This window comes from Oceanicaulis sp. (genome assembly GCA_040112665.1).
In the GTDB taxonomy this organism is placed as follows: Bacteria; Pseudomonadota; Alphaproteobacteria; order Caulobacterales; family Maricaulaceae; genus Oceanicaulis.
This window is the reverse complement of sequence record CP157796.1, coordinates 2,074,904-2,098,939: the sequence shown is the minus strand read 5'-3', so window position 1 is coordinate 2,098,939 and position 24,036 is coordinate 2,074,904. Positions and strand designations below refer to the sequence as shown.

32 protein-coding genes are annotated in these 24,036 nt (G+C 67.5%); 10 read left to right on the top strand and 22 right to left on the bottom strand.

Translation table 11 applies throughout. The annotated features are described in order from the left end of the window. Positions 1 to 56: 56 nt before the first annotated feature. The 3 genes from flhB to fliQ are packed head-to-tail and all read right to left on the bottom strand — an operon-like array spanning position 57 to position 2,173. Positions 57 to 1,130, bottom strand: a complete 1,074-nt coding sequence (gene flhB, locus ABL308_10210; protein ID XBQ15331.1) for a flagellar biosynthesis protein FlhB — start codon at positions 1,128 to 1,130, stop codon at positions 57 to 59. A 4-nt stretch (positions 1,131 to 1,134) separates the two neighbouring features. Next, complete coding sequence (fliR, locus tag ABL308_10205; protein XBQ15330.1) at positions 1,135 to 1,905, bottom strand: flagellar biosynthetic protein FliR; 771 nt, start codon at positions 1,903 to 1,905, stop codon at positions 1,135 to 1,137. A gap of 4 nt (positions 1,906 to 1,909) precedes the next feature. Further along, positions 1,910 to 2,173 carry a flagellar biosynthesis protein FliQ gene (gene fliQ / locus ABL308_10200; GenBank protein XBQ15329.1) on the bottom strand — a complete coding sequence of 88 codons (264 nt, stop codon included), beginning with the start codon at positions 2,171 to 2,173 and terminating at the stop codon, positions 1,910 to 1,912. Positions 2,174 to 2,411: 238 nt separating this feature from the next. On the opposite strand from fliQ, the gene ABL308_10195 reads away from it, so the two are divergent. Next, positions 2,412 to 4,298, top strand: a complete 1,887-nt coding sequence (locus ABL308_10195; GenBank protein XBQ15328.1) for a DUF885 domain-containing protein — start codon at positions 2,412 to 2,414, stop codon at positions 4,296 to 4,298. A 76-nt stretch (positions 4,299 to 4,374) separates the two neighbouring features. On the opposite strand, the gene fliE is transcribed toward ABL308_10195, so the two are convergent. From fliE to ABL308_10180, 3 genes are read right to left on the bottom strand one after another with little or no spacing between them, the layout of a single operon-like run. Beyond that, on the bottom strand, positions 4,375 to 4,701 hold the full coding sequence (gene fliE, locus ABL308_10190) for a flagellar hook-basal body complex protein FliE (protein ID XBQ15327.1): 327 nt from the start codon (positions 4,699 to 4,701) through the stop codon (positions 4,375 to 4,377). 11 nt (positions 4,702 to 4,712) lie between these two features. Beyond that, a complete protein-coding gene (gene flgC / locus ABL308_10185) occupies positions 4,713 to 5,126 on the bottom strand; it encodes a flagellar basal body rod protein FlgC (protein XBQ15326.1) in 414 nt (137 codons plus the stop codon). Between the two features lie 14 nt (positions 5,127 to 5,140). After that, positions 5,141 to 5,554 carry a flagellar basal body protein gene (locus ABL308_10180; protein XBQ15325.1) on the bottom strand — a complete coding sequence of 138 codons (414 nt, stop codon included), beginning with the start codon at positions 5,552 to 5,554 and terminating at the stop codon, positions 5,141 to 5,143. Positions 5,555 to 5,701: 147 nt separating this feature from the next. Between ABL308_10180 and ABL308_10175 the strand changes: the two genes are divergently transcribed. Continuing rightward, positions 5,702 to 6,061: a flagellar biosynthetic protein FliO gene (locus ABL308_10175; protein XBQ15324.1), complete on the top strand. Its 360-nt coding sequence runs from the start codon at positions 5,702 to 5,704 to the stop codon at positions 6,059 to 6,061. Next, positions 6,058 to 6,816, top strand: a complete 759-nt coding sequence (fliP, locus tag ABL308_10170) for a flagellar type III secretion system pore protein FliP (protein XBQ15323.1) — start codon at positions 6,058 to 6,060, stop codon at positions 6,814 to 6,816. The genes ABL308_10175 and fliP overlap by 4 nt, the downstream gene beginning before the upstream one ends. A 3-nt stretch (positions 6,817 to 6,819) precedes the next feature. Here fliP and ABL308_10165 read toward each other — a convergent pair whose 3' ends face one another. The 14 genes from ABL308_10165 to ABL308_10100 all read right to left on the bottom strand — a co-directional run bounded on the left by ABL308_10165 (position 6,820) and on the right by ABL308_10100 (position 17,179). Continuing rightward, a complete protein-coding gene (locus tag ABL308_10165; protein XBQ15322.1) occupies positions 6,820 to 7,563 on the bottom strand; it encodes a DUF6456 domain-containing protein in 744 nt (247 codons plus the stop codon). Next, positions 7,560 to 7,907, bottom strand: a complete 348-nt coding sequence (locus tag ABL308_10160; protein XBQ15321.1) for a helix-turn-helix domain-containing protein — start codon at positions 7,905 to 7,907, stop codon at positions 7,560 to 7,562. Before ABL308_10160 ends, ABL308_10165 begins: the two co-directional genes overlap by 4 nt. Positions 7,908 to 8,051: 144 nt before the next feature. Beyond that, a complete protein-coding gene (locus ABL308_10155; GenBank protein ID XBQ15320.1) occupies positions 8,052 to 9,776 on the bottom strand; it encodes a Na(+)/H(+) antiporter subunit D in 1,725 nt (574 codons plus the stop codon). Further along, on the bottom strand, positions 9,769 to 10,137 hold the full coding sequence (locus ABL308_10150) for a hypothetical protein (GenBank protein ID XBQ15319.1): 369 nt from the start codon (positions 10,135 to 10,137) through the stop codon (positions 9,769 to 9,771). Before ABL308_10150 ends, ABL308_10155 begins: the two co-directional genes overlap by 8 nt. Further along, entirely contained in the window at positions 10,134 to 11,606 is a 1,473-nt protein-coding gene (locus ABL308_10145; GenBank protein ID XBQ15318.1) for a proton-conducting transporter membrane subunit, read from the bottom strand. Before ABL308_10145 ends, ABL308_10150 begins: the two co-directional genes overlap by 4 nt. After that, a complete protein-coding gene (locus ABL308_10140) occupies positions 11,603 to 13,138 on the bottom strand; it encodes a monovalent cation/H+ antiporter subunit D family protein (protein XBQ15317.1) in 1,536 nt (511 codons plus the stop codon). Before ABL308_10140 ends, ABL308_10145 begins: the two co-directional genes overlap by 4 nt. A gap of 3 nt (positions 13,139 to 13,141) precedes the next feature. Further along, positions 13,142 to 13,546, bottom strand: coding sequence for a cation:proton antiporter subunit C (locus tag ABL308_10135; GenBank protein ID XBQ15316.1), 405 nt, complete (start codon positions 13,544 to 13,546; stop codon positions 13,142 to 13,144). Between the two features lies 1 nt (position 13,547). Then, positions 13,548 to 13,991, bottom strand: a complete 444-nt coding sequence (locus ABL308_10130; protein ID XBQ15315.1) for a Na(+)/H(+) antiporter subunit B — start codon at positions 13,989 to 13,991, stop codon at positions 13,548 to 13,550. After that, entirely contained in the window at positions 13,991 to 14,551 is a 561-nt protein-coding gene (locus ABL308_10125; GenBank protein XBQ15314.1) for a DUF4040 domain-containing protein, read from the bottom strand. Before ABL308_10125 ends, ABL308_10130 begins: the two co-directional genes overlap by 1 nt. Continuing rightward, on the bottom strand, positions 14,548 to 14,907 hold the full coding sequence (mnhG, locus tag ABL308_10120; protein ID XBQ15313.1) for a monovalent cation/H(+) antiporter subunit G: 360 nt from the start codon (positions 14,905 to 14,907) through the stop codon (positions 14,548 to 14,550). The genes ABL308_10125 and mnhG overlap by 4 nt, the downstream gene beginning before the upstream one ends. Beyond that, complete coding sequence (locus ABL308_10115) at positions 14,907 to 15,227, bottom strand: monovalent cation/H+ antiporter complex subunit F (GenBank protein ID XBQ15312.1); 321 nt, start codon at positions 15,225 to 15,227, stop codon at positions 14,907 to 14,909. Before ABL308_10115 ends, mnhG begins: the two co-directional genes overlap by 1 nt. Further along, the gene (locus ABL308_10110) at positions 15,224 to 15,724 is read right to left on the bottom strand and encodes a Na+/H+ antiporter subunit E (GenBank protein XBQ15311.1); all 501 of its coding nucleotides are present in this window, start codon (positions 15,722 to 15,724) and stop codon (positions 15,224 to 15,226) included. The genes ABL308_10115 and ABL308_10110 overlap by 4 nt, the downstream gene beginning before the upstream one ends. A 166-nt stretch (positions 15,725 to 15,890) precedes the next feature. Next, entirely contained in the window at positions 15,891 to 16,199 is a 309-nt protein-coding gene (locus tag ABL308_10105; GenBank protein XBQ15310.1) for a DUF190 domain-containing protein, read from the bottom strand. Between the two features lie 2 nt (positions 16,200 to 16,201). Then, positions 16,202 to 17,179 (bottom strand): sodium-dependent bicarbonate transport family permease, encoded by a 978-nt coding sequence (locus tag ABL308_10100; GenBank protein XBQ15309.1) that lies wholly within the window; start codon positions 17,177 to 17,179, stop codon positions 16,202 to 16,204. 103 nt (positions 17,180 to 17,282) lie between these two features. On the opposite strand from ABL308_10100, the gene ABL308_10095 reads away from it, so the two are divergent. The 7 genes from ABL308_10095 (at position 17,283) to ABL308_10065 (ending at position 23,427) form a co-directional block, all read left to right on the top strand. Then, complete coding sequence (locus ABL308_10095) at positions 17,283 to 17,891, top strand: YceI family protein (protein XBQ15308.1); 609 nt, start codon at positions 17,283 to 17,285, stop codon at positions 17,889 to 17,891. A gap of 11 nt (positions 17,892 to 17,902) precedes the next feature. Beyond that, entirely contained in the window at positions 17,903 to 18,523 is a 621-nt protein-coding gene (locus tag ABL308_10090; GenBank protein ID XBQ15307.1) for a cytochrome b, read from the top strand. Positions 18,524 to 18,629: 106 nt separating this feature from the next. Beyond that, positions 18,630 to 19,175 carry a YceI family protein gene (locus ABL308_10085; protein ID XBQ15306.1) on the top strand — a complete coding sequence of 182 codons (546 nt, stop codon included), beginning with the start codon at positions 18,630 to 18,632 and terminating at the stop codon, positions 19,173 to 19,175. A 46-nt stretch (positions 19,176 to 19,221) separates the two neighbouring features. Then, positions 19,222 to 20,202, top strand: a complete 981-nt coding sequence (locus ABL308_10080; protein XBQ15305.1) for an L-threonylcarbamoyladenylate synthase — start codon at positions 19,222 to 19,224, stop codon at positions 20,200 to 20,202. Between the two features lie 50 nt (positions 20,203 to 20,252). Next, positions 20,253 to 20,576, top strand: coding sequence for a GrlR family regulatory protein (locus ABL308_10075; GenBank protein ID XBQ15304.1), 324 nt, complete (start codon positions 20,253 to 20,255; stop codon positions 20,574 to 20,576). Between the two features lie 42 nt (positions 20,577 to 20,618). Beyond that, positions 20,619 to 22,022, top strand: coding sequence for an FAD-binding oxidoreductase (locus ABL308_10070; GenBank protein XBQ15303.1), 1,404 nt, complete (start codon positions 20,619 to 20,621; stop codon positions 22,020 to 22,022). A gap of 55 nt (positions 22,023 to 22,077) precedes the next feature. Beyond that, entirely contained in the window at positions 22,078 to 23,427 is a 1,350-nt protein-coding gene (locus tag ABL308_10065; protein XBQ15302.1) for a mechanosensitive ion channel domain-containing protein, read from the top strand. Positions 23,428 to 23,429: 2 nt separating this feature from the next. Here the strand turns inward: ABL308_10065 and ABL308_10060 are convergent, their stop codons facing one another. Further along, on the bottom strand, positions 23,430 to 23,660 hold the full coding sequence (locus tag ABL308_10060; GenBank protein ID XBQ15301.1) for a hypothetical protein: 231 nt from the start codon (positions 23,658 to 23,660) through the stop codon (positions 23,430 to 23,432). A gap of 99 nt (positions 23,661 to 23,759) precedes the next feature. After that, positions 23,760 to 23,966, bottom strand: coding sequence for a cold-shock protein (locus tag ABL308_10055; protein XBQ15300.1), 207 nt, complete (start codon positions 23,964 to 23,966; stop codon positions 23,760 to 23,762). Positions 23,967 to 24,036 lie beyond the last annotated feature (70 nt).

Genomic DNA, 24,036 nt, shown 5'->3' with positions numbered 1-24,036 from the left:
GATTCGGCCCTCAAGCATCATAGACGGAAGTTAACCATAGTTTCGCGCGCTCCGCCCTAGCTCCGATTCTCGCCTTTCAGGCTGAGGACGTAGCCGATCACTTTGGCGACGGCGGCGTACTGCTCGGGCGGGATCGGCTCGTCGAAATCGACTGTGGCGTGAAGCGCGCGGGCGAGCGGCGGGTCCTCGACGATCGGCACATCGTTTTCCTCGGCTAGTTCGCGGATGCGCAGCGCGACCGCGTCCAGGCCCTTGGCCACGCAGATCGGGGCGGGGGTCCGGCCCTGCTCGTACTCCAGCGCGACGGCGTAGTGCGTCGGGTTGGTGATCACCACGGCCGCGTTCGGCACCTTGGCCATCATCCGGCGCTGCGCGCGCTCCTGACGGATCTGGCGCAGCTTGGCGCGCACCATGGGATCGCCCTCGGTCTCCTTGTACTCGTCCTTGATCTCTTTCAGGCTCATCTTGTTGCGGTCGATGAACTGATGGCGCTGAAAGGCGAAATCGGCCGCCGCGATCAGCGCGTAGACGATCAGGGCGGCGATCAGCAGCTGGATCGACGCCGAATAGATCTCCTGCAGAAGCCCGATCGGGGCCAGCGCAGGCAGGACCGAAAGCTCGTCGCGGCGCGGCCACATCACGACGGCCACCGCTGCGCCGACCAGCACCATCTTTCCCACGCCCTTGAAGAAATTGACCCAGCCCTCGGGCCCGAACATGCGCTTGAACCCGTTGACGGGGTTCAGCTTGTCGAGCTTGGGCGCGATCTTCTTGGGCGTGAACATCAGCCCGTGCTGGACGAGATTGCCCGCCGCTGCGGCGATCATGAGCACGAGAAACACGAAGCCCATGATCACCAGCAGCCGGAAGCCGGTCGCGGCCGCGAGCTCCAGCGCGGCGCCGGACTGAAGGCTCATCTCATGGGGCCGGGCGAGAAAGATCTGAAGCGCGCCCGCGAGGTCGGAGCTGACGGCCGGCGCCATGAAAGCGAACACGGCGAGCCCGGCGGCCAGCGTGAACCAGCCCGAAATCTCCTGGCTTTTGGGGACGTCGCCCTCCTCGCGGGCCTTTTTCAGGCGCCGCTCGGTGGGCTGTTCTGTCTTGGCTGACTTGTCTTCGCCTTCAGCCATGGCGTCAGCTCAGCGTCACGGCGAAGCGCTCGAACCGGTCGAGGAACGCCAGAGCGACCGCGCCCAGCGTGATCGCCAGGATCGAAAAGCCCACCAGGATGTTCAGCGGCATGGCGATGAAGAAGATCTGCGCCTGCGGCATCAGCCGGGAGAGCACGCCCAGGCCCAGATAGAAGATCAGCCCGAAGGCGATCAGCGGCGCGGCGATCTGCATGCCCAGAAGGAAGGCGTCCGCGAACAGCCCCAGCGCCCATTGCGCCGCGTCCGCCCACATCGGCGCTTCGCCCGCAGGCATCAGCGTGTAGGACCCGGCGGCGGCCTGCAGCAGCAGATGATGCAGGTTGGTCGCAAAGATCAGCACCATGAAAAGAAGGTTCAGGAACTGGGCGGGCAAGGCGCCGGACTGGCCCTGCGTGGGATCGAAGCTCTGCGCCATCGCCAAGCCGGTCTGATAGCCGATCACCTGACCGGCCACCGCGCCCGCCATCAGAAGAAAGCGCGCCGCGGCGCCGACCATGAGGCCGATCACCGCCTCCATCGCGATCAGACCCGACATCGCCACGAGGCTTTCCGGCGCGGGAGGCAATTGCGGCGCGATCACCGGGCCGATGACGAGAGAGAAGGCCAGCGCGAAGCTCAGCCGGATGCGTGGCGGGATCGAGGTCTCCCCGATCCCCGGCAGCAGCATCAGGATCGCGCCGAGCCTGGCGAACACCATCGCGGCGGCGAAGACCGTGTAGGGCAGGTCGAACCCGAAGACGGCGGTTCCGCCCATCGGCCTAGCCCGCCACGATGCGGTCGGCGATCGTCTGCATGAAGCCGGCGAGAAGCGCGCCCATCAGCGGCAGGAAGATCAAAAGCGCCAGGAAGATCGCGATGATCTTCGGCACGAAGACCAGCGTCATTTCCTGCACCTGGGTCAGCGCTTGCAACAGCGCGATCACCACGCCGACGGCGAGCCCGATCAGCATGACCGGCGCGGCCATGGCCAGCATCACCCAGATCGCTTCAGCGCCGATGTCGAGGACTTCGCCTGCCGTCATGGCGTTTCTCGCCGCTCGCCGCGCCGAACCTCCGGCGCGCAGGTACCTTTGGGCGGATTCTGCGCCCGCACCAAAGGTTAACCATCGCGGTTAACGAAGATTGAAGGCGGGTTAATCGCGCATGCATTAAGATGCGGACAGGAACGGCCTCCGGCGCTTCCCTTTGCGCTGAGGCGCGTGCTTAGCTCCCTACACAAATTATGGAATTCGGGGCTCAGCGCCCGAAGGGGAGACACTCATGTTAAAGACGCTTCTCACCGGCGCGGCCGCAGCCGCGCTGCTCTCCGCCGCCGGTTTCTCCGACGACAGCCACGGACACACGGCGGGCGCCGCCGCCGCTGCGCTTCAGGCCCCGGCCGCAGCCGCCGAACAGAACGCCGAGCAAACCGAGAGCGAACGCCTTTACGCCTTCTTCCAGGAGATCTTCGAAGCAGAGATCGCCCGGTCGCCGCAGGCGCGCACGTATCTGGGGATGATCGGCGGGCCGGACTATGGCGAGTGGGACGACAGCTCGGACGCCGCGATCGAGGAAAATTTCGCGCGGACGCAGGGCTACGCCCGCACCATGCAGGAGAGGTTCGACCGGGATTCGCTGAACGACCAGGCGAAGATCTCCTACGACTTCTTCCTTTTGCAGGCCGAGAACGAGGCGCGCCAGCACGCCGTCCGCGACAGCCGCTACGCGTTCTCGCCGATGGGGGACGCGGTCTCGGGGCTGGCCACCTTCATGATCAACAATCACCGCGTCGCCGAAGAGGCCCACGCCGAGGCCTATGTGTCACGGCTGGAGGGCATGGGCGGACAGGTCGATGTTCTGACCGCACGCGCGCTCGAACGCGCCGAGAACGGCGTGCGGCTGCCGCTTTTCGCCTATCCCCGCCTGACCGCCAGCGCGACCGCGCTGATCTCCGGCGCGCCCTATGAAGACGGCGCGGAGCCCAACGCGATCTACGCGGACTTCGCCGAAAAGGTCGGCGCGCTGGACCTCTCCGAGGAGCGCGAGGCCGAACTGCTCGCCGCCGCGCGTGAAGCGCTGACGGAGAACTTCCGCCCGGCGATCGAGCGCTACATCGCCGCGCTTGCGGAGATGGAGGCCGAAGCCGACACGCGCGCCGGCGTCTGGAAGCTGCCGAACGGTGAGGAAGCCTACGCCGCCTCGCTCGCCCAGTTCACCACCTTCCCGGACATGACCGCCGAAGAGATCCACCAGACGGGCCTCGCCGAAGTCGATCGCATCCACGAGGAGATGCGCGGGATCATGGCCGAGGTGGGCTTTGAGGGCTCGCTACAGGAGTTCTTCGAGTACATGCGCACCGCCGAGCGCTTCCAGCTGCCCAACACCGACGAGGGCCGGCAGGAGTATCTCGACCGCGCCACCGCGGTGATCGACGAGGTCATGGCCGCCGCGCCGCAATACTTCGACACCCTGCCCCAGGCCGGCCTCGAGGTGCGCCGCGTCGAAGCCTGGCGCGAAGCGACCGCCACCGGCGCGTTCTACAACCAGCCGGCCCTCGATGGCTCGCGGCCGGGATACTACTACGTGAACCTCGCCGACATGGCGGACAATCCCACCTACCTGCTTGAAAGCCTGTCGCTGCATGAAGGTGCGCCGGGCCACCATTTCCAGATCGCGCTGGCGATGGAGCTGCAGGACCTTCCCATGTTCCAGAAGCTCGCCTGGAACTCGGCCTACGGCGAGGGCTGGGCGCTCTACACCGAGTGGCTCGGCAAGGAGATGGGGTTCTATGAGGACCCGTATTCGGACTTCGGCCGGCTGTCCTACGAGGTGTTCAGGGCGGTGCGCCTGGTGGTCGACACCGGCATCCACCACCATCGCTGGACCCGCGAAGAGGCCATTGCGTACATGCTCGAGAACACGCCGATGACCGAGGGCGACATCACTCCGGAGGTCGAGCGCTACATCGTCTGGCCGGGCCAGGCGGTGAGCTACAAGATCGGCATGATCACCATCCAGGACCTGCTCGCGCGCGCCCAGTCCGAGCTCGGCGAGGATTTCCGCTGGGGCGGCTTCCACGACGCCGTTCTGACCGCGGGGCCTCTGCCCCTGCCGCTGCTCGAACAGCGCGTCGAAGCCTGGATCGAGGAGGTGAAGGCGGCGCGATAGCGCATGCCTATCGGCCTAATGAGACCCCGCAGGCGGCGCCTGCGGGGTTTTTCCTTTGCGTCAGTCACATGACCGATCAGATCGGCATGCGCATGATTTCCTGATAGGCGCGGATCACCTGGTCGCGAACGGCCACGACGGTTTCGAGCTGGACCTCGGCGGCGGCCACGGCGGTGACCACGTCCACCAGCTCGGCCTGGCCGGTCGCGGCCTGGGCGGTCATCGTCTCGGCGGTGCGCACGCTGTCTTCCACCGAGCCGACGGCGGATTTGACCATCTCGCCGAAATTCGGCGCTCCGGGCGCGACGGCGGACTGGGCGGCCTCTTCGGCCGGGTTGGGCGCGCCGATGCGGCCGGCCTGCTGGGCGACGGCGGCGTAAGCGCGAAGCGCGGCGAGATCCATGGTCTAGCTCCCTAGCGGCGCAGCAGGTCGAGCGTGCGCTCGAGCATCCGGCGCGTGCCTTCAACCATGGTCAGATTCGCCTCGTAGGACCGCTGCGCGTCGCGCATGTCCATCAGCTCGATCAGGCTGGAGACGTTGGGGTATTTCACATACCCCTCCCCGTCCGCGGCCGGATGGCCGGGTTCGTAGACGAGGCGGAAATCGCTCTGGTCGGCGCGCACGTCGTCCATGCGCACGACCCGGGCGCCGAGCTCGCGATCCATGACCGCGTCGAAGACCGGGATCTGACGGCGATAGGGATCGCCGTCCGGCGTGCGCGCGGTGGAGTCCGCGTTCGCAACGTTCTCGGCGATGACGCGCATGCGCGAGGCCTGGGCCCTGAGGCCGGCCGCGGCGATCTGCAGCGTTTCGGACGCTTTATCCATGGCTCAGCTCCCGCCTACTGCCCCGGCGGCCGTGCGGCCAGCCGGATCATGTTCAGGCTCTTCTGGTAAAGGCTCAGCGCGGTCTCGAAGCGCATCCGGTTCTCGTTGGCGCGCACCATCTGCTCTTCGACGACGACCGCGTTGCCGTTCACTGTCGTCTCGCTGTCGGGCCGGCGCTCGGGCGAGTAGGCCGCCGCAGCGCCCGACGTGCCGCCGCCATAATGACGCGGATCGGTGGTCTTCATCCGGCCGGCTTGCGAGCCGCCCGATTCGAGCACCCGTTCGAACTGGCTTTTGGAGATGTCCGAAGGCACGAAGCCCGGCGTGTTGGCGTTCGCGACATTCTCCGCGATCACGCGCTGACGGGCGTTGTGAAAGCCCAGCGCGCCGCGCAAGGTGTTCAGAACGGACACGTCGTCGAAAGCCATGGCGAATCCCGCAAAGAGTTACTCGCGATTCACCCTGCGCCTCGCCGGTTAAGAGCCGCTTAACCGGACTTAACAGCCCCGCCCGACTCCCGGTACCGATCGAAGCTGGCGCATCGTGTCGGGGCGCCGAGCGAGAGGGCGGGCGCTTTGGACCTGATCGATTTCTCACGCTATTTCGCCGCGCTGCTCGTGGTGCTGGGCCTTCTGGGCGGGTTCGCGCTCGTCCTGCGGAAGGGCTGGCTGCCCATGGGCCTTCCCGGGTTCGTGCCCGGCGAGCGCGCCGAGCGCCGCCTCGCCGTGCGCGAGAGCCTGGTGCTCGATCCGCGCCGGCGGGTGGTGATCGTCAGGTCCGACGACACCGAGCACGTCCTGCTGCTCGGCCCAGAGCGTGAAACGGTGCTGGAGACCCGGCCCGCCAGGCGCGAGCCCGTCTTCGAGCCCGCCATGCCGGACGAGGCCGAAGACGACGCCCCGGAGACCGAAACGCCTCGCGAGGCGGCGGAATGACCCGGCGCCTGCTCGCCCTCGCCGGCTTCGGTTTCGGCCTCGCACTGCTTTTCAGCGCGCCTGCGCTCGCCCAGACCCCGGGGATCAGCGTCAATCTCGGTGAAGGCACGGCGCTGACCGAGCGCGTGCTGCAGCTGATCGCGCTGCTGACGGTGCTGAGCCTCGCGCCGTCCATCCTCATCATGACGACCAGCTTCGTCAGGATCATCGTGGTGCTGTCTCTGCTGAGGACCGCGATCGGCCTTCAGCAGTCCCCGCCGAACTCGGTGCTGATCTCGCTCGCGCTGTTTCTGACCGCCTTCATTATGGCCCCGGTCTTCACCCAGGCCTATCAGGAGGGGATCGAGCCGCTGGTCGAGGGGCGGATCACCACAGAGGAGGCCTTCGGCGCGACCACCCAGCCGGTCAAGCGCTTCATGCTCGCCCACACCCGCGAGGACGATCTCGCCCTGTTTCTCGACATCGCCGGCGTGGAGCCCGAAAGCCCCGAGGCGACGCCGGTCCATGTCGTGGCGCCGGCCTTCATGATCTCCGAGCTTCGGCGCGCGTTCGAGATCGGGTTCCTGCTGTTCATCCCCTTCCTCATCATCGATCTGGTCGTCGCCTCGATCCTGATGAGCATGGGCATGATGATGCTGCCCCCGATCGTGATCTCGCTGCCGTTCAAGCTGATCTTCTTCGTCCTGGTGGACGGCTGGCGGCTGGTGGCGGGCTCGCTGGTGCAGAGCTTCGAGCGATTGCCGCCCGCAGGGTGAGGCTCAGAGCGCGGCGCGCTCGGGCCGCTTCAGCCGGTAGTGGATCGCCAGCCTGTCGAGCGCCATTTTCAGCGCCGCCGCGCCGGTGCGTTCGGGCCAGCCCAGATCGCGCTCTGCGGCGAGCATGCCGGTCTCCCGGATCAGCACGTTCAGGATCAGCCGGTCGAAGCCCGGCCCGGCCGCGTCGAGCGCGTCCATGACGCGGGCCTGGGCGTCCAGCCGGGTGACCGGCGCTTCGGCGCGATCCTTCGGCGCGCTGCGCGTCTCGCCGCCCGGCGTGCCCGACCAGTCCTGCGTCACCCGGCTTTGCAGCGCCGAGCGTTCGTAGTCGCGCACGAAGATGTCGGCGGCCGCCGCATGCACGGCGTCGAGCAGCGCGGGCTTGCCGCCGCGCGGTTCGAGATAGCGCTTCAAGGGCGAATCCGGCCGCGCGATCGCGGTGCGCTCTCCTGACGGCTCCATCACCGCGCGGGGCTTCAGCCCGCCGTGCTGGGCGAGAAAGGCGAGGCCTTCGCCCGCCCCCTCCCGCGCCGCTTTCGACCGGCCCGCGCCGGTGAGCGCATAGCCCGCTTCGGTCTTTTCGAGCGCGCCGTCGCTGATCGCGGCGCGCGCCTCGGCGTCCTTGACCACGGCGAGCGGGCGTCGGCGCCGGTCCGCGCCGGCGAACACGCCCCAGCCCTTGCGTCCGCCGGGGAGCGGGGCGAGCACACGGCCCGGCCCGTCGAGACGCTTCAGCCAGCCGCTCACGCCGCCTCCAGCGTCTTCAGAGCCGGCGCCGGCGCCGCCCTGAGGCAGGCTTCCAGCTCGTCCAGGAAGGCGTCGAACGCGGCGTCGTCGCGCCGGTCCTCGATGCGGTGGCAGGCGTGCGCGGCGGTGGAGCGGTCGCGGCCGAAGGCCTGGGCGGCGCGCTGCAGGCTCATCTCGAAGGCCACGTGAGCGAGATACATCGCCACCTGCCGGGCCAGGGCGGCCTGGGCGGAGCCCCGCGTGGGCGCGGCGATCTCCTCGGCCGGCACGCCCAGCGCATAGGCCACCGTCTGTATCGCGAGGCGGGCCCTGGCCCGGTCCTCGGCGTCGCGTCGGGTGTTCATGTCATCCTCTCCGAATGTCTCGTCCGTCAGATACCCGTATGGAGGGGCATCTTAGGAACAGGACAAGAACGTGAGGATAACTTTCCTATTGTCCGTGTGCGACACCTAAGTTCGGCCTCAGGTTTAGCCCCACACGCGAGCGATCTACAACGGGGAGAAGTAGGCGACCAGTAGCACCCCGAACAGGAGGATTGCGGTCCACAGCGCCATCAGGCCGGCGGGGAAGTCCTTCGACAGCGCGCCGGCCGGGCTGAACACCGCGAACAGCTTGCGGCTGAACGTCTTGATCCCCGCCCCGATCAGCGCTTCGAAGAACTGCACCACGATCCGGCCCATCGCCGCGCCCCAGCGCGCCGCGCCGTCGCCGACATAGCGGTACAGCCAGTCCGCATCGAGGATCGTCCGGTCGTCCTTCAGCGGATAGAGCTTCAGCCAGATCAGCGCGGCGAAGGCGATGAGACCAGACAGCAGGATCTGGATCTGCCCCACCACGGAATCGAGCTTGTACGGCTTGTAGTCGATCTCGAACGGCAGAAGGCCGTAGAGCGCCTCGTAATGGACGCCGAGATAGACGCTAAGGAAGGCGCACAGCCCCATTGCGGTCAGCATGCCGGTCGGCGCCTCGGCCACGCGCCAGTCACGCTTCCTCCCGAAGAAGGCGAAGTACGGGACCTTGAAGGCGCTCTGCTCCATCACGCCGGCCGAGGCGAAGATCAAAAGCACGTAGAGCCAGGTGATGTGCTCATAGTGCACGCTCGACAGGATCAGCGTCTTGGCCACGAAGCCGGAGAACAGCGGCGCCCCGACAATGGCGAGCGCGCCGATCACCGAGAACATCCCCGTCAGCGGCATCGCGCTGAACAGCCCGCCCAGCTCGGTCGCCTTGACCGTGCCGGTGCGCTTGAGGACCGCGCCCATGACCATGAACATCAGCGCCATGTAGATCACGCCGACGAAGGCGTTCGCCGCCGCGCCGTTGAGCGCGAGTTCCGATCCGATGCCCACCCCGACGATCATGAAGCCGAGCTGGTTGATCAGGGCGTAGGCGAGCGTGCGCCGCAGATCGTTTTCGAGGATCGCGAACACGATCGGGAAGGCCGCCATGACGGCGCCGACATAGATCAGGAGGTCCAGGCCGGGGAAGCCGCGCGCGAGCGCGTAGATCGCCATCTTGGTGGTGAAGGCGCTGAGCACCACCGCGCCGAAGGCGGTCGCCTTGGGATAGGCGTCGGTCATCCACATGTGCATCAGCGGGAAGCAGGCCTTGATGCCGAACCCGGCGAGCAACGCCCAGCCCGCCGCGCTGTCGAGGCTCAGCGCCTCGAAGCTCCAGCTTCCCGTTTCGGCCGCCCACATCGTCGCCCCGCCCAGAACCAGCACGCCGGAGAGCACCTGGATGGCGAGATAGCGCAGGCCCGCGCGCCGCGCGGCCGGACCGCCGGCGGCGAAGATCAGCGGCGCGGACGCAATGGCCGTGATCTCCCAGAAGAAGAACAGGGTCAGAAGGTCGCCCGCGAACACCGCGCCGACCGCAGAGCCCGCATAGATCATCGAGGCGGCGTCGGAGAACCGGCCGCGCTCATGGAAGGCGTAGATCCCGTTGATGAAGGCGATCAGCACGAAGACCAGCGCCCAGACCCGGCTCAGCGCGTCATAGCGGAAGGTCTCGAGCGTCAGCGGGCCGATGTCGATCAGCCCGTAAACGCCCGGCTCGCGCGTGGCGAACCAGGCCGCGATCGCTACCAGGGGCGCTGCGATCATCACGAGCTTGCGGAACGGCGCAGACGGAATCGCGAGCGCGATCACTCCGCCCAGGATCAGCGGCCAGGCCGGCGAAACGCCGTGCAGGAAACCGAACAGGTCAGTCACGCGGCGCGCTCCTTTCCTCGCCCGCACGGCCCACCGTGCCGCCGGTGAGTCCGTCGCGGGTCTTGGTGTCGCCGCGCTCGTAAAAGCCCGGCGAGGCGGAGATCAGCGCGCGCACGGCCCAACCGATCAGGATCGCCGCAGCCAGCGCGAGACCGGGCAGGACTTCGTAGCCGCCGAGCACCTCAGGGTATTTCGACCAGCCCTCGCCGCCGGTCATCACGAGCTCGACCGCGAAGCTGATCAGAAGCACGAGCACGAGCGCGGCCAGGACGAACAGTCCGGTGCGCGCGCCGGACAGGCGCTGGAACGGTTTCGCGACGGGATGGACCGTACCCGGCGCGGTCGGACGCTTCGCGCTCATGGCGTCATCTCCGTGGTGAAGACGGGCGTGAGATAGTCGATGATCGGACCGACGAAGAAGAACAGCACGATCGTGCCGACCGCGGTGATCAGCGGCGCGATCCAGATGAGCGGCGGCGGCAGGCCGGGCTTCATCGGGCTTTGTTCAGGCTTGGGCTTGAGGAAGCCGCGAATGACCACCGGCAGCAGATAGCCGATGTTCAGGAGCGTCGAGCCGATCAGCACCGCGATCAGCCAGGGCTGACCGCCCTGCGCGGAGCCTTCCATGAGGAACACTTTGGGCCAGACCCCGCCGAAGGGCGGAACCCCGATGATCGACAGCGCGCCGATCCCGAACGCGGCGAAGGTGACCGGCATGTACCAGCCCAGCCCGTCGAGCTGGCTGATGTCGGTCTTCTTCGTGCCGGTGTAGATCCCGCCGGCGGTCATGAAGAGGGTGATCTTGCCCCAGGCGTGCATGACGATCTGAAGCGCCCCGCCCAGAAGCGCGGCCGGGCTCGCCAGCATCGCGCCCAGCGTGATGTAGCTGAGCTGGCTGACGGTGGAGAAGGCGAGCCGGCTCTTGAGATTGTCCTTGGTCATCGCGATCACCGAGGCGATCACGATCGACGCGCCCGCGATCCAGGCCAGAACGTCGGCGGCGGGCAAGGTCTGCATGTATTCAGGCCCGAACACGTAGATCGAGACCTTCAGCATGGTGAACACGCCCGCCTTCACGACCGCGACGGCGTGCAGCAGCGCGCTGACCGGTGTTGGCGCGACCATGGCGTTGGGCAGCCAGGGATGGATCGGCATGAGCGCGGCCTTGCCGATGCCGAAGGCGAACAGCACCAGCAGCACCGAGCCGGCCACCGGGCCCGCAGCCTGGCTGAGGATGCCGCCGGCGGCGAAATCGGTCGTGCCGGCGATGAAATAGGTCGCGAAGATCGCCGGCAGCAGCAGGCCGATCGAGGTCGCCAGCAGGATGCCCAGATAGATCGAGGCGCCCTTCTTGGCCTTGGCGTCGCCCTTATGGGCGACTAGCGGATAGGTCGACAGCGTCAGCGCTTCGTAGAAGAAGAACAGGGTGAGCAGATTGCCCGCGAGCGCGATCCCCATGGCCGAGGCGATGGAGATGGTGAAGCACAGATAGAAGCGGGTCTGATCGTGCTCCTTGTTGCCGCGCATATAGGCGATCGAATAGAGCGAGTTCACGATCCACAGCGCGCTCGCGATCATCGCGAACACGGCGCCCAGCGGCTCCAGCGCGAAGGTCAGCGTCAGGCCCGGCGCGAACTCCACCAGCGTGATCTCGGGCCGTTCGGAGGCGGCTTCGACGAGATAGGCGACCACCACCGCCAGCGCGATCGCGCTGATCAGCGTCGAGGCCTCGCGCAGGTTCGGCCAGCGGCCCAGCGCGACCACGCCCACCCCGCCCAGAAGCGGGATGATCAGCGCCAGAGCGAGGGCGAGTTCAGGCGTCCAGCTCATCGCGCCAGCCCTCCGTTGATCGCCGCTTCGGCCGCGGTGCGGGCCAGATCGACCATCGGTCCGGCGTCGATCCCGAACCACAGATTGGCGAGCGCGAGGATCCACATCGGCACGAGGATCGTCATCGGGGCCTTGCGCACATGCCCGTTGGGCCGGTGCTCAGGGCTGAGCGGCGGGCTGACCCAGAGCGCGACCAGCATCCGGTAGCAATAGAACACCGCCAGCACCGAGCTTGCGAGGATCGCCGCGACCGCCCACCACCAGCCTGCGCCCAGCGCGGCCTGAACGAGGTAGAATTTCGAGATGAAGCCCACCGTGAACGGCACGCCGATCAGGCTGAGAGCGCCGATGGTGAAGGCCGCGCTGGTCGCCGGCATCGCCTGGCCGAGCCCTTTGAGGTCGTCGATCCGGCGCACGCCGTAGCTGATCGCGAACGCGCCCAGCGCCATGAACAGCGCGCCCTTCATCAGGGCGTGGTTGAGAAGGTGCAGCACGCCCGCGGTGACGCCGGCCCCGGTCGCGATCCCCAGACCCAGCAGCATGTAGCCGACCTGCGCCACGGAGGAATAGGCGAGCAGCCGCCGCGTATCGGCCTGAAACAGCGCCTGGGCCGAGGCGATCAGCATGCCCGCGATGGCCAGCGGCGTGATCACGAAGGTCATGGCGTTCGCCACGAAACCGGAGTCGATCGTGAAGACGTCGTAGCTGAACCGGATGATGACGTAGAAGGCGACCTTGGTGGCCGTCGCGGCAAGGAAGGTCGTCACGAAGTTCGGCGCGAAGGCGTAGGCGTTCGGCAGCCACAGATGCAGCGGGAAAAGCGCGGCCTTGAGCCCGATGCCCACCAGGATGAAGGCGAAGCCCACCTCGACGACGCGATTGCCTGAGAGCTCGCCGATACGCACGGCCATGTCGGCCATGTTGAGCGTGCCGGTGGCCATGTACAGGAAGCCCACCCCGATCACGAAGAAGGTCGCCCCGATCGTGCCCATGACGAGATAATCGAACGACGCCGTCAGCGCCCGGCGGTCGGACCGCCAGCCCATGGCGATGATCGCATAGGTGCCGATCGAGCTGATCTCGAGGAAGACGAAAAGGTTGAAGGCGTCGCCGGTGATCGCCACCCCCGACAGGCCGGAGAAGCACAACAGGAAGGCGGCGTAGAACAGCGAACGCTTGGACTTGCCGATCTCGTCCTCGACGCTGGCCGCGCCGAAGATCAGCGCCAGGAGGCCGATCACGGACAGCAGAAGCAGGATCGCGGCATTGAGCCCGTCGATGCGGAACTCGATGCCGAAGGGCGGCTGCCAGCCGCCCATGGCGTAGGAGACGACGGCGAACTCGGCGCGCGTGGCGAAGACGAGCTCGATCGCGCACAGAAGCGCGACGAACACGCCGGTCAGCGCCAGCGCCCAGCCGACCTTGCCCGAAGGCTGGGCGGCGGCGACGGTGGAGAGAAGCAACGGCACCGCGACCAGGATCGCAGGCGCGTGCGCCGCGATGGCGGCGGGAAGAAACACAGGATCGAACACGGCCTACACGCCCTTCTCGAGCTCGATGGCGTAATCGGCCTCGGCGATCGCGTCGTCCTCGATCGAGCCGTAGGCTTCCCGGATGCGCACCACCAGCGCCAGCCCCATGGCCAGCGTCGCCACGCCCACCACGATCGCGGTGAGGATCAGCACTTGCGGCAGCGGGTTGGCGTAAAGCGTGGAGGGGTCGAGCGAGTCGGCCTTGAGCTTCTTGTAGTCGAGGATCGGCGCGCCGCCGCCGAACACCTTGCCCATGGCGATGAACAACAGGAACACCGAGGTCTGAAACAGGGTCAGGCCCACCATGCGCTTGACCAGATTGCCCGTGGCCATCAGCGCGTACAGGCCGACCATCATCAGAATGATCGCCGCCACGAAGGGCAGCCGCTCTGCGACGAGCTCGATCATCTCACCAATCCTCCTCGGTGATTTCCGGGCTGCGTCCGGCGAAGGCGTAGAAGATCGCGATGATCACCGCGGTGACGGTCATCAGCACGCCGATCTCCACCAGCACGATGCCGATATACTGGCCGCGGGCGAGTTCGAGATTGGGGTGCAGGGGATCGTAATCGAGGAAGTTCTCCCCGAAGACCAGCGAGACGAACCCCACCGCCGCGAAGATGAACGCGCCCAGCGCCATGGTCACGCGCGCCGCCCAGGGCGGCACGGCCTTGCGGGCGGCCTCCATGCCGTAGATCAGCGCATAAAGGATCAGCGCCGCGGCCAGGATCACGCCGGCCTGGAACGCGCCGCCGGGCGCGTACTTGGCGTGGAAGTGGACGTAGAAGCCAAAAACGAGAATGAGCGGGATCAGCAGCTTGGCCACGACCCGCAGGATGAGGTGCGGCGCCATTATTCGTCGACCCCTTCCTTGCGGCGTCCCGAAAGGCCCATCAGCAGCGCCACGCCCACGCCGGCTGCGAACACCACGAACACCTCGCCCATGGTGTCGAAGCCCCGGTAGGAGCCCAGAACCGCGGTGACGACGTTGGGGATGTGAATGTCCTCGGCGGTGCGCATCATGTACTCCATGCCCACGCCGGAATTGACCGGGCTGGAGAGCGCGCCGTACTCGGGCATGTCAGGCAGGGCGTAGAACAGCGCGAAGCCCGCAGCCCCCGTCACCGCCAGCGCCGCCCAGTGCCGGATCGCGCTCACCGGTTCGCACTCGCGCGCGGTCAGAAGCATCGCCGCCAGCAGCAGCACCGTGGAGATGCCCGCACCGACCGCCGCTTCGGTGAAGCCCACGTCCAGCGCGTCCAGCGACACGAACCAGGCCGCCGAGAGAAGCGAATACACGCCGGTCAGCATGACGATGGCGAACAGGTTCTTCAGCCGGATCACGGCCACACCGACCGCCAGCATCATCAGCAGGAGGGCGTAATCGAAGATCTGGGTATAGTCGAACGTCACCGCGCGCCTCCCTTTCCGTCGTCGCCGCGCGGCCGGAATCGGGTCAGCACGGGCTTGAGCCCCGCCTTGTAGGCCGCGTTGGCCGTGGCGTGCGTCGCGGTCGGGCTGGTCAGGAAGACGAACAGGCCCAGAAGCGCGAGCTTGACGGTGTCCAGCGACCAGCCGGTCTGCAGCATCAGGCCAATGACGATCATCTCCGCGCCCAGCGTGTCGGTGACCCCGGCGGCGTGAAGACGGGTGTAGAAATCAGGAAGGCGCAGCATGCCCAGCGCGCCGGCCATGACGAAGACCGCTCCGGTGAGCATCAGGGTGGCCGAAACGATGTCCAACGCGACGTCGATGATGAGCGCGGCCATCAGTCGTCCTCCCGGTCCACGGCGCGGCGCAGCGCCATCTGGGAGAGCGCGACCTCGAGCGAGCGATAGCGGAAGAATTTCAGGATCGCGATCGTCGCGATGAAGTTCACCAGCGCATAGAGCAGCGCGATGTCGATCGCGGCGGTCTCGCCGGCCATCAGCGCGAACACGACTAGGAACAGCACCGTTTTGGTGCCGAAGGCGTTCACCGCCAGTACCCGGTCATACAGCGTCGGCCCGACGAAAAGCCGGGCGAGAATCAACGCCATTCCGACAGCCAGCATGGCCGCCACGGCGAAATCGACAGCGAACATGATCATGCGCCCGCCTCCTTGTCCGCCGCCCCGATAGACCGGCGCTCCATGTCGCGGAACGCGTCCTGATCGGCGAAGTTTTCATCAAGGGCGTGGACCAGGAACCCGGTCTGCTCGACCTCGACGGTCACGGTGCCCGGCGTCAGGGTGATCGAGTTCGCGAACGTCGTCCGGGCCAGATCGCTGCCCCGGCCGGCCGCCACGCGGGTCATCACCGGCTTGATGTTCAGATCCGGCGCCAGCGCCAGGCGCACCACTGCGATGTTGGCCTTGAAGATCTCGCCGCCCAGCCAGATCCAGTAGCTCAGGAAGCGCGGCAGTCCGCCGAAGGGCGCGGCCTCGCCGTCCAGAACGCCCATGCGCACGGTCATCCAGACCGAGGCGACGACCGAGGCGGCGCCGACGCTGAGCAGCAGGATGTGCGTCCACTTGCCCGACAGCAGCAGCCAGAGCGCGGCCAGCACCACGGTCAGCAGCACGATGTAGATCAGCCTTCGAGCCAAGGCCATCACTCCCCGTTTCTTGTGACGCGCATCGCGGACGCGGGCGCTGTGGTTGGCGGGGTTCTAGACCAGGCTTCGCCGGGATTTCCAGCAAAACCGGTTGCGACCTGCCGGGATTCTTCACCATGACAGGCGTGGGGAAACCCCGCGTCCGCCCAGGCGTGATCTAGAAACGGTGCGCGCGCACCACTTCGACGTCGTGGGCGTAGATGATGCCCGGATAGCGCTCGAAGAAGGGGCCGGCCTTTTCAAAGACCTTCTCGGCGGTCTCGGGCTTCATGACCGAGAGCACGATTTTCATCTCGGCGGCGGCGACGATGTCCTCGCTGCGCCAGTCGCCGGTCAGCCCGGACCCTTCGCGGCCTTCAAGCACGGTGAACCCGCCCACGCCGCAGCTGCGCAGCATCTCGATGAGGCGCTTGAGATGGGGCGACTCGACGATGGCGATGATCTTCTTGGCGGTGGTGCGCGCCATTCTCAGCCTCCGAGCACGAGCCGGGCCGCGGCCGCATATAGCGGGATGCCCACGGTGAGATTGAACGGGAAGGTGATCGCCAGCGAAAGCGTCAGATACACAGACGGGTCCGCTTTCGGCAGCGCGATGCGCATGGCCGCCGGCACCGCGATATAGCTCGCGCTGCCCGCAAGGATCATCAGGGCGGCGGCGTCGCCGGGGCTCATGCCGATCAGCGCGGCGACCCCGAGCGCGCAGGTCGCGCCGATGGGCGGCATCACCGCGCCGAAGATCGCGCCGGCCACGCCGAGCTTCTTCGCGCCGGACAAACGCCTGGCGGCGACAATGCCCATGTCGAGCAGGAACAGCGCCAGCACGCCCTGGAAGATGCCGTTCACGAACGGATCGAGGCGCGCCATGCCCGGCTCGCCGGAGATCCAGCCGATGAAGAACGCGCCCATCAGAAGGACGACCGAGCCGTTGAGCGCGACCTCGCGGATGAGATCGCCGCGGGCGGACTGGTCCTCGCCCGCCGTGCTGCGGCCCGCGAGAAGGAGCCCGGTGAGAATCGCCGGCGTCTCCATCAGCGCGAGCACGGCGACCATATGGCCTGAATAGACGAGCCCGGTGAGCGTCAGAAACTCCGAGCCCGCAACGAACGTCACCACCGAGATCGAGCCGTAATGCGCCGCGCTGGCGGCCGCGGTGGTCCGGTCGAGCTTTGTGAAATTGCGCAGGAGGAAATACGCGATCAGCGGCATCGCGAAGCTCAGCACCACGCCTGCGAGGGCTGCGAGCAGAAGATCGACGCTGAGCCCGGCCTTGGAGACCTCCACCCCGCCCTTGAAGCCGATCGCGAGCATCAGATAGAGCGCGAGCCCCTTGGCGACCGCCTGGGGCACGCTGAGATCGGAGCGCGCGACGCCCGCAAACACGCCGAGCGCGAAGAACAGCACCGGCGGCGAGGTGAGATTGGCGAAGGCGAGCGCGAAAATATCCATGGGCGGGCTGTGTATACGCCCCGGCCGAGCGTCGGCAAGCATGGTGTGGCGCCCGCAGGCGGCCGCGCTAGCTTACTGCGCAAAGCCTCGAAGGACGTCCGACATGCGATCCAGCCTCGCTGCAATCCTGAGCGGCCTCGCCGTTTTCAGCGCGACGGCCTGCGTCTCCACGCCCAGCACCGACCCGGCGGAGCTACCCGCCGGCGAATGGTCGCTCGATCCTGCGCACACCAGCGTGCTCTGGCAGGTCCGGCACATGGGGCTGAGCTGGTACACCGCCCGCTTCGACACGGTGCGGGCGAGCCTCGATTTCGATCCGGCGAACCCCGAGGCCGCGCAGCTCACCGCGATCGTGGAGGCCGGATCGGTCTCCACCGGCGATCCCGATTTCGACGAGACGCTGCGCGGTGCGGGCTGGTTCGACGCCGGCGCCCGTCCGGAAATCGTGTTTGAATCGACCCGTATCGAAGTGACCGGGGAGACCACCGGCCGCGTCCATGGAACGCTCACCTTGAAGGGCGAAACCCGGCCGGTCGTATTGGAAACAGAGTTTTACGGCGCAGTCTTCAACCCGCTGGAAGGCCGGCGGGCAGCGGGATTTAAGGCCAAAGCGACGATCAACCGCACCGAATTCGGCGTCGGCCGGCTTCCGGGGAACTTTATCGGCGACGAAGTCCGCGTTCTAATCGAAGCCGAGTTTCTGAAGGACTGAAGGAGACGTTCATGTCCGACGCCGTCGCCCCCTCTCCCGCCGCGCCCTCGGGCCGCTACTCGGCGGTCGCGATCGCCTTTCACTGGACCATCGCCTTCCTGCTGGTCGGCATGGTCTTCTTCGGCTGGTGGATGGAAGGCCTGCGCGAGGGCCTGGCGACCGGCGAGACGACCTTCGAGCAGGTCGGCGCCGCCTATAACTGGCACAAGACGGTCGGCATCCTGATCCTTCTGCTGTCGCTGGGCCGGCTCGCCTGGCGGCTGACTCACAAGCCGCCTGCGCTGCCGAGCCATATGAAGACCTGGGAACGGTATTTCGCCCGTTTCGCCCATGTCGCCTTCTACGCGGTGATGATCGGCGTGCCGCTGGGCGGCTATGTCGCCGCGTCGGCGTTCGGGGATGCGTTCCCGATCCTGCTGTTCAACGAGGTCGCCCTGCCCAAGCTGCCCGTGCCGCAGACCAGCGACTTTCAGGCGTTTTCAGGCTCGGCGCACGGCGCAGGGGGCTGGGTGATCCTGGTGTTGCTGGCGCTTCACGCCGGCGGGGCGCTCAAGCACCACTTCCTCGACCGCGACGGCGTTCTGACCCGGATGATCCCGGGCCTGAACGCGCCCAGGCAGGACCGCGCCTGAGGTCTGTTTCCGGGCCGGAAGCGTCACGTTTCCGTGCCCGGCCTTGCGCGGCGGCGCGAGCGGCGTATCTGTTGCGAAACACTCGCAAGGAACTCAGGACACGCTCATGCGCCGCACGCTCACCGCCTTCGCCGCCGCCGCGCTTTTCGCCGCGCCGGCCTTCGCCACCGACTGGGTGGTCGACACCGAAGCCAGCACGGTCGGGTTCGAAGTGACCGCGTTCGGGTCGGGCTTCACCGGCGCGTTTCAGGACTTCTCCGCCGAGATCACCCTGGATCCGGAAAACCTCGACGCCGCCCGCATCGACGCGACGGTCCGCACCGGGTCGGCGGAATTGTCGAACGCGCAATACGCCTCGAACATGCAAAGCGGCGCGGGCCTCGACGTAGAGAGCCATCCCGAAGCGCGCTTCGTCTCTGAGGACATCCGCGCGACCGACAGCGGCTACGAGGCGGTCGGCACGCTGACCATCAAGGGACAGTCTCAGCCGCTGACCCTGCCCTTCACCCTCGAGATCGACGGCGACCGCGCCGTAGCTGACGGCTCGTTCACGATCGAGCGGGCGAAATTCGGCGTCGGCGGGTCGAGCTGGTCGGATGTCGGGCCCCGCGTCACGGTCAATCTGCACATCGAAGCCGACCGCGCCGGGTAGCGGCGGGCGTTGCTCCGGCGGTCCATGGGGCGTACATGCGCTCGCCATGAGACCGCCTCTGCCCGACACGACGCCGATCCGGCCCGCGAACGATCCCGCCGCGCTCGACGAGGCGGCGGCGATCCTGCGCGCCGGGGGCTGCGTCGCGGTTCCGACAGAGACGGTCTACGGGCTCGCCTGCGACGCCTCGAACGCCGAGGCCGTCGCCGGGGTCTACGAAGCCAAGGGCCGGCCCCGCTTCAATCCGCTCATCGCCCATGTCCGCGATCTCGCGCACGCCGAGAGATTGGTCGACCTGCCTGAAACGGGCCGCAGGCTCGCCGAGGCGTTCTGGCCCGGCCCGCTCACGATCGTCGCGCCGAAACGCCCTGATGCGCCGGTGAGCGATCTCGCCGCGGCGGGTCTCGATACGCTGGCGGTGCGCGCGCCGGCCTCTCCGGCCATGGCCGCCCTGATCGCTGCGGCCGGCGCGCCGCTCGCCGCGCCCAGCGCCAACCGGTCCGGGGCGGTGAGCCCGACCCGCGCCGAACACGTCGCCGAAAGCCTGTCAGGGCGCATCCATCTCATCCTCGACGGCGGGCCGTGCGCGGTGGGGGTGGAAAGCACCATCGTCGCGGTCACCGGCGACCCGGTCCGCCTGCTCCGCCCCGGCGGCACGCCCCGCGCCGAGATCGAACGGGTCTGCGGGCACGCGCTCTCCTTTGCCGCCGGGGCTTCCGATCGCCCCGAAGCGCCCGGTCAGCTGACAAGTCACTACGCGCCACGCTCCGCGGTCCGGATGAACGCGTCCGCTCCCGAGCCGGACGAAGCGTTCCTGGCCTTCGGGGAACAACGTTCTGTTAACGCTGTCAGGGTCATGAACCTCTCACCCAGGGGGGATCTGGCCGAAGCGGCTGCGAATCTGTTCTCTGGTCTGCGCGCCCTTGACGGTGCCGCGCCCTGCATAGCCGTCGCGCCGATCCCCGATTACGGGCTCGGCGAGGCGATCAACGACCGGCTTCGCCGCGCTTCGGCGAGGAAAGATTAACTCGCGCTCTGGTAGCATCAGCGTGCACACCTCAGATATACGGAATGCTCATGGACACCGGCCTGTACATCGCCCGCTTCAGAACGCCGCTCGATGACGCGGCGGGGGTGATCTATGTCGACGGCGACCAGGTCTATGGCGGGGACACCGCCATGTATTACGTCGGAAAGATCACCGGCGAGGACGGCAAGATCTCCGTCTCGCTTCGCGTGCGTCAGCACGACAGGGACCGGATGAGCGTGTTCGGCGAGGTGGAGGATTTCACCCTCACCCTCACAGGGCGCAAGACCGGCGACGAGTACGCCTTCGAAGGCCGCGCCGACCGGGCGCCGTCGCTGAGGTTTCAGGCGGTCCTGAAAAAGGCGCCGCTCTAGCCCTCTTGTTCGGCGCCGGTCGCGCCGTCCATGATGGCGGCTATGGCTTCCGACCTTTCCTCGCTGTTCTCCGCCGCCCTGCCCGCCGCTGCGATCTCCGCCGATCCGGGGGAACTCGCGCCGCTGGTCGCCGACTGGCGCGGCCGGTATCGCGGTGAGAGCCCGCTGCTTCTGAAGCCGTCGAGCACCGAGGAGGTCGCCGAAATCCTGACCGTCTGTCAGGAGCACGGGATCTCCGTCCTGCCCCAGGGCGGCAACACCGGGCTTGTCGGCGGATCGACGCCGCAGGGCGAGGTGCTGATCTCCCTGAAGCGGATGAACCGTATTCTGTCGGTGGACACCGCCAACGAGTCCCTGACCTGCGAAGCCGGCGCGATCCTCGAGACCGTTCAGAACGCCGCCGCGGACGCAGGCAAGCTTTTCCCGCTGTCGCTGGGCTCTCAGGGCTCGGCGATGATCGGCGGGCTGATCTCCACGAACGCCGGCGGGGTGCACGTCCTGCGCTACGGCATGATGCGCGAGCTGGTTCTGGGGCTCGAAGCCGTGCTGCCGGGCGGGCGCGTGATCAACGATCTCGCGGGGCTGAGGAAGGACAACACCGGCTACGACCTCAAACAGCTGTTCATCGGCGCGGAGGGCACGCTGGGCGTGGTCACCGGGGCGACGCTGAAGCTCTTCCCCCGGCCCGCCTCGACCGCGGTGGCCGTCGCCGCCGTGGAGAGCCCCAGCGCGGCAGTGGACCTGCTGGGGCACATGAAGGACGCCACCGGCGGACAGGTCGCAGCCTTCGAGCTGATGCCCAAAGCCGGCCTCGATCTCGTCTACGCCCACGTCCCCGGCGCGCGGCCGCCGCTCGACGGCGCGCCGGGCTGGACCGTGCTGATCGAACTGACCAGCCCTGAAGCCGGCCGCGCCGAAGCGATGATGCAGACAGCCCTCGAAGCCGGGTTTGAGAAAGGCCTTCTGACCGACGCCGCTCTGGCCCAGTCCGAAGCTCAGGCGAAGGAATTCTGGGCGCTGCGCGAAGCCATTCCCGAAGCCGAGAAAGCGCACGGCAAGGCGGCCAAGCACGACGTCTCGGTCCCGGTCTCGGCCATGGGCGCGTTCATGGACGAGGCGATCGCACTAGCGGAGGGCGCGCGCGAGGACGTGCTGGTCATCGCCTTCGGCCATGTCGGAGACGGCAACGTACACTTCAACATCGCCCGCCGTGAGCCCGGCGCAGACGAGGACTTCCTGGACGCGGTGAAACCGCTGACAAGCAGGATCTACGATCTCGTCGACCGCCATCACGGCTCGATCAGCGCCGAGCACGGCGTGGGCGTCCTGAAGCAGGCCGAACTGCGCGCCCGCAAGCCAGTCGAGGTCGAGCTGATGACCGCGATCAAGGCCGCGCTCGATCCAAAGGGAATCATGAACCCGCGCGTCCTGATCGGCGGCGGCTGAGCCCGGAGCGGCCCTCAGCGGACAACCCTTCGCCGGGTCGAGCCGTTATCGGCTCATGCTGCGCTTCATTCTGCACCTGTTCACCGCCTTTCTCCTGTTCGCCGCGCCCGGCTTCAGCCAGGAGCCAGAGCCCGAACCCGATCCCGGCCCGCCGATCGCAGCGGCCGGTTCGGCGGACGAGGACGCGGCGATCGCCCGGCGCATCTCCGACATCTTTTCCGAGATCGACGCGCTGTCAGGCGTGCGCGCCGAAGTCGACGCAGGGGTCGTCACCCTGACCGGCGCGACGGCCACCGCAGACGCCGCCCGGCGCGCCGAGACCCTCGCGAGCCGGGTCGAGGGTGTGGCGACGGTCGAGAACAGCATTGAGCGCGACGTGTCGGTCGCCGGCAGGGTCGATCCCGCGCTCGACGACACGGTGAAGCGCATCAGGGAGGCCGCCCGCGCCCTGCCGCTCGTCGGGCTGGCGGTGCTGGTCTTCGTCCTCGTGGCGGGGCTCGGCTGGTTCGTCGCCGGTCGGCGCGGGCTCTGGCGGCGCGTCACGCCGAACCTATTCGTCGCCGAGCTGGTCGCCGCATCCGTGAAGATCGCCGCGGTCGTCTTCGGACTTGTCGCCGCCTTGACGCTTCTGGACGCGACCGCGGTGCTGGGCGCGCTTCTGGGCGCAGCCGGCGTGGCGGGACTGGCGCTCGGTTTTGCGGTCAAGGACACGATCGAGAACTATGTCGCCTCGATCATGCTGAGCGTGCGTCAGCCCTTCAGGCCGAACGACCACGTGGTCATCGACGGGCAGGAAGGCCGGGTGATCCGGCTGACCTCGCGGGCGACGGTTCTGATGACGCTCGACGGCAATCATCTGCGCATCCCCAACGCGGCGGTCTTCAAGGCGGTGATCCTGAACTACACCCGCAACGCCGAGCGGCGCTTCGATTTCCTGCTGGGCGTGGACGCCGCCGACGACGCCGAAGCGGCCGTGCGGCTCGGACTCAGAACGCTGAACGGGCTGGATTTCGTACGCGACGATCCCGCCCCGGCGGGCCATATCGAGAAGGCCGGGGCTTCGACGCTGGATCTGAATTTCTCAGGCTGGATCGACCAGAACCAGGCCGATTTTCTCAAAAGCCGGTCGGCGGCCCTGGCCGCGGTGAAGACCGCTCTGGAAGCGGGCGGGTTCACCCTGCCCGAGCCGATCTACCGGCTGCGCTTCGATCAGCCCCCGCCGCAGGGCGCAGCGAGCGCGGCGCAGGCCGCGACCAGGCCCGCCACGCAAAAGGCGTCACCGCCCGCCGCCAAAGGCGAGCCGGCCGACACCCGGCCTGACGAAACCATCAGGCGGCGTGTGGAGGAAGAGCGCGCCGAGGAGGCTGCGCCGGATCTGTTGTCGGAAAACGCCCCGACCGAGTGAGGTCAGGTCTTCGCCGCGCGTTTGCGGGCGGGCGCCTTTTTCTTCGCCTTGGCCGGCGCGGGCGCGGCGGCGCGCTCCTCGGCCTCCTGGGCCAGGCGTGCGGCTCTCAGCCGGGCGGTCTTGGCGCGGCGGGCCTCGTCTTCGGCGTCGATGATCGCCTTGGCCGTCCGGTCGGTCTCGGCGGCGCGCGATTCAGGTTTCGTGGGTTTGAAAACGGATGATTTGGTCTGCAAGATCGTCGGCTCCTGACGGCCGGAGGCGGCCGGATGAATAAAGCCCGCCCCGAAGCGGAATGCGGAGGCGGCGCGGACGCCGCCTCCGCAACCAGCTAATTACGCCGTGGTCAGATTGGTCGCGGACTGACGCCCGTCGCGGCCGGATTCGACCTCGTAATTGACCTTCTGTCCGTCATCGAGGCCGTGCAGGCCGGCGGCCTGAACCGCGCTGATGTGAACGAACACGTCCTTGCCGCCCTCTTCAGGCTCGATGAAACCGAAGCCTTTGGTGGGGTTGAACCATTTCACGGTGCCGGTGGCCATATCCGTGTCTCCTGTGATGTCGCCGCCCGCAGGATGCGGCGGCCCGGCTGTCTCAGTCTGATCGACAACT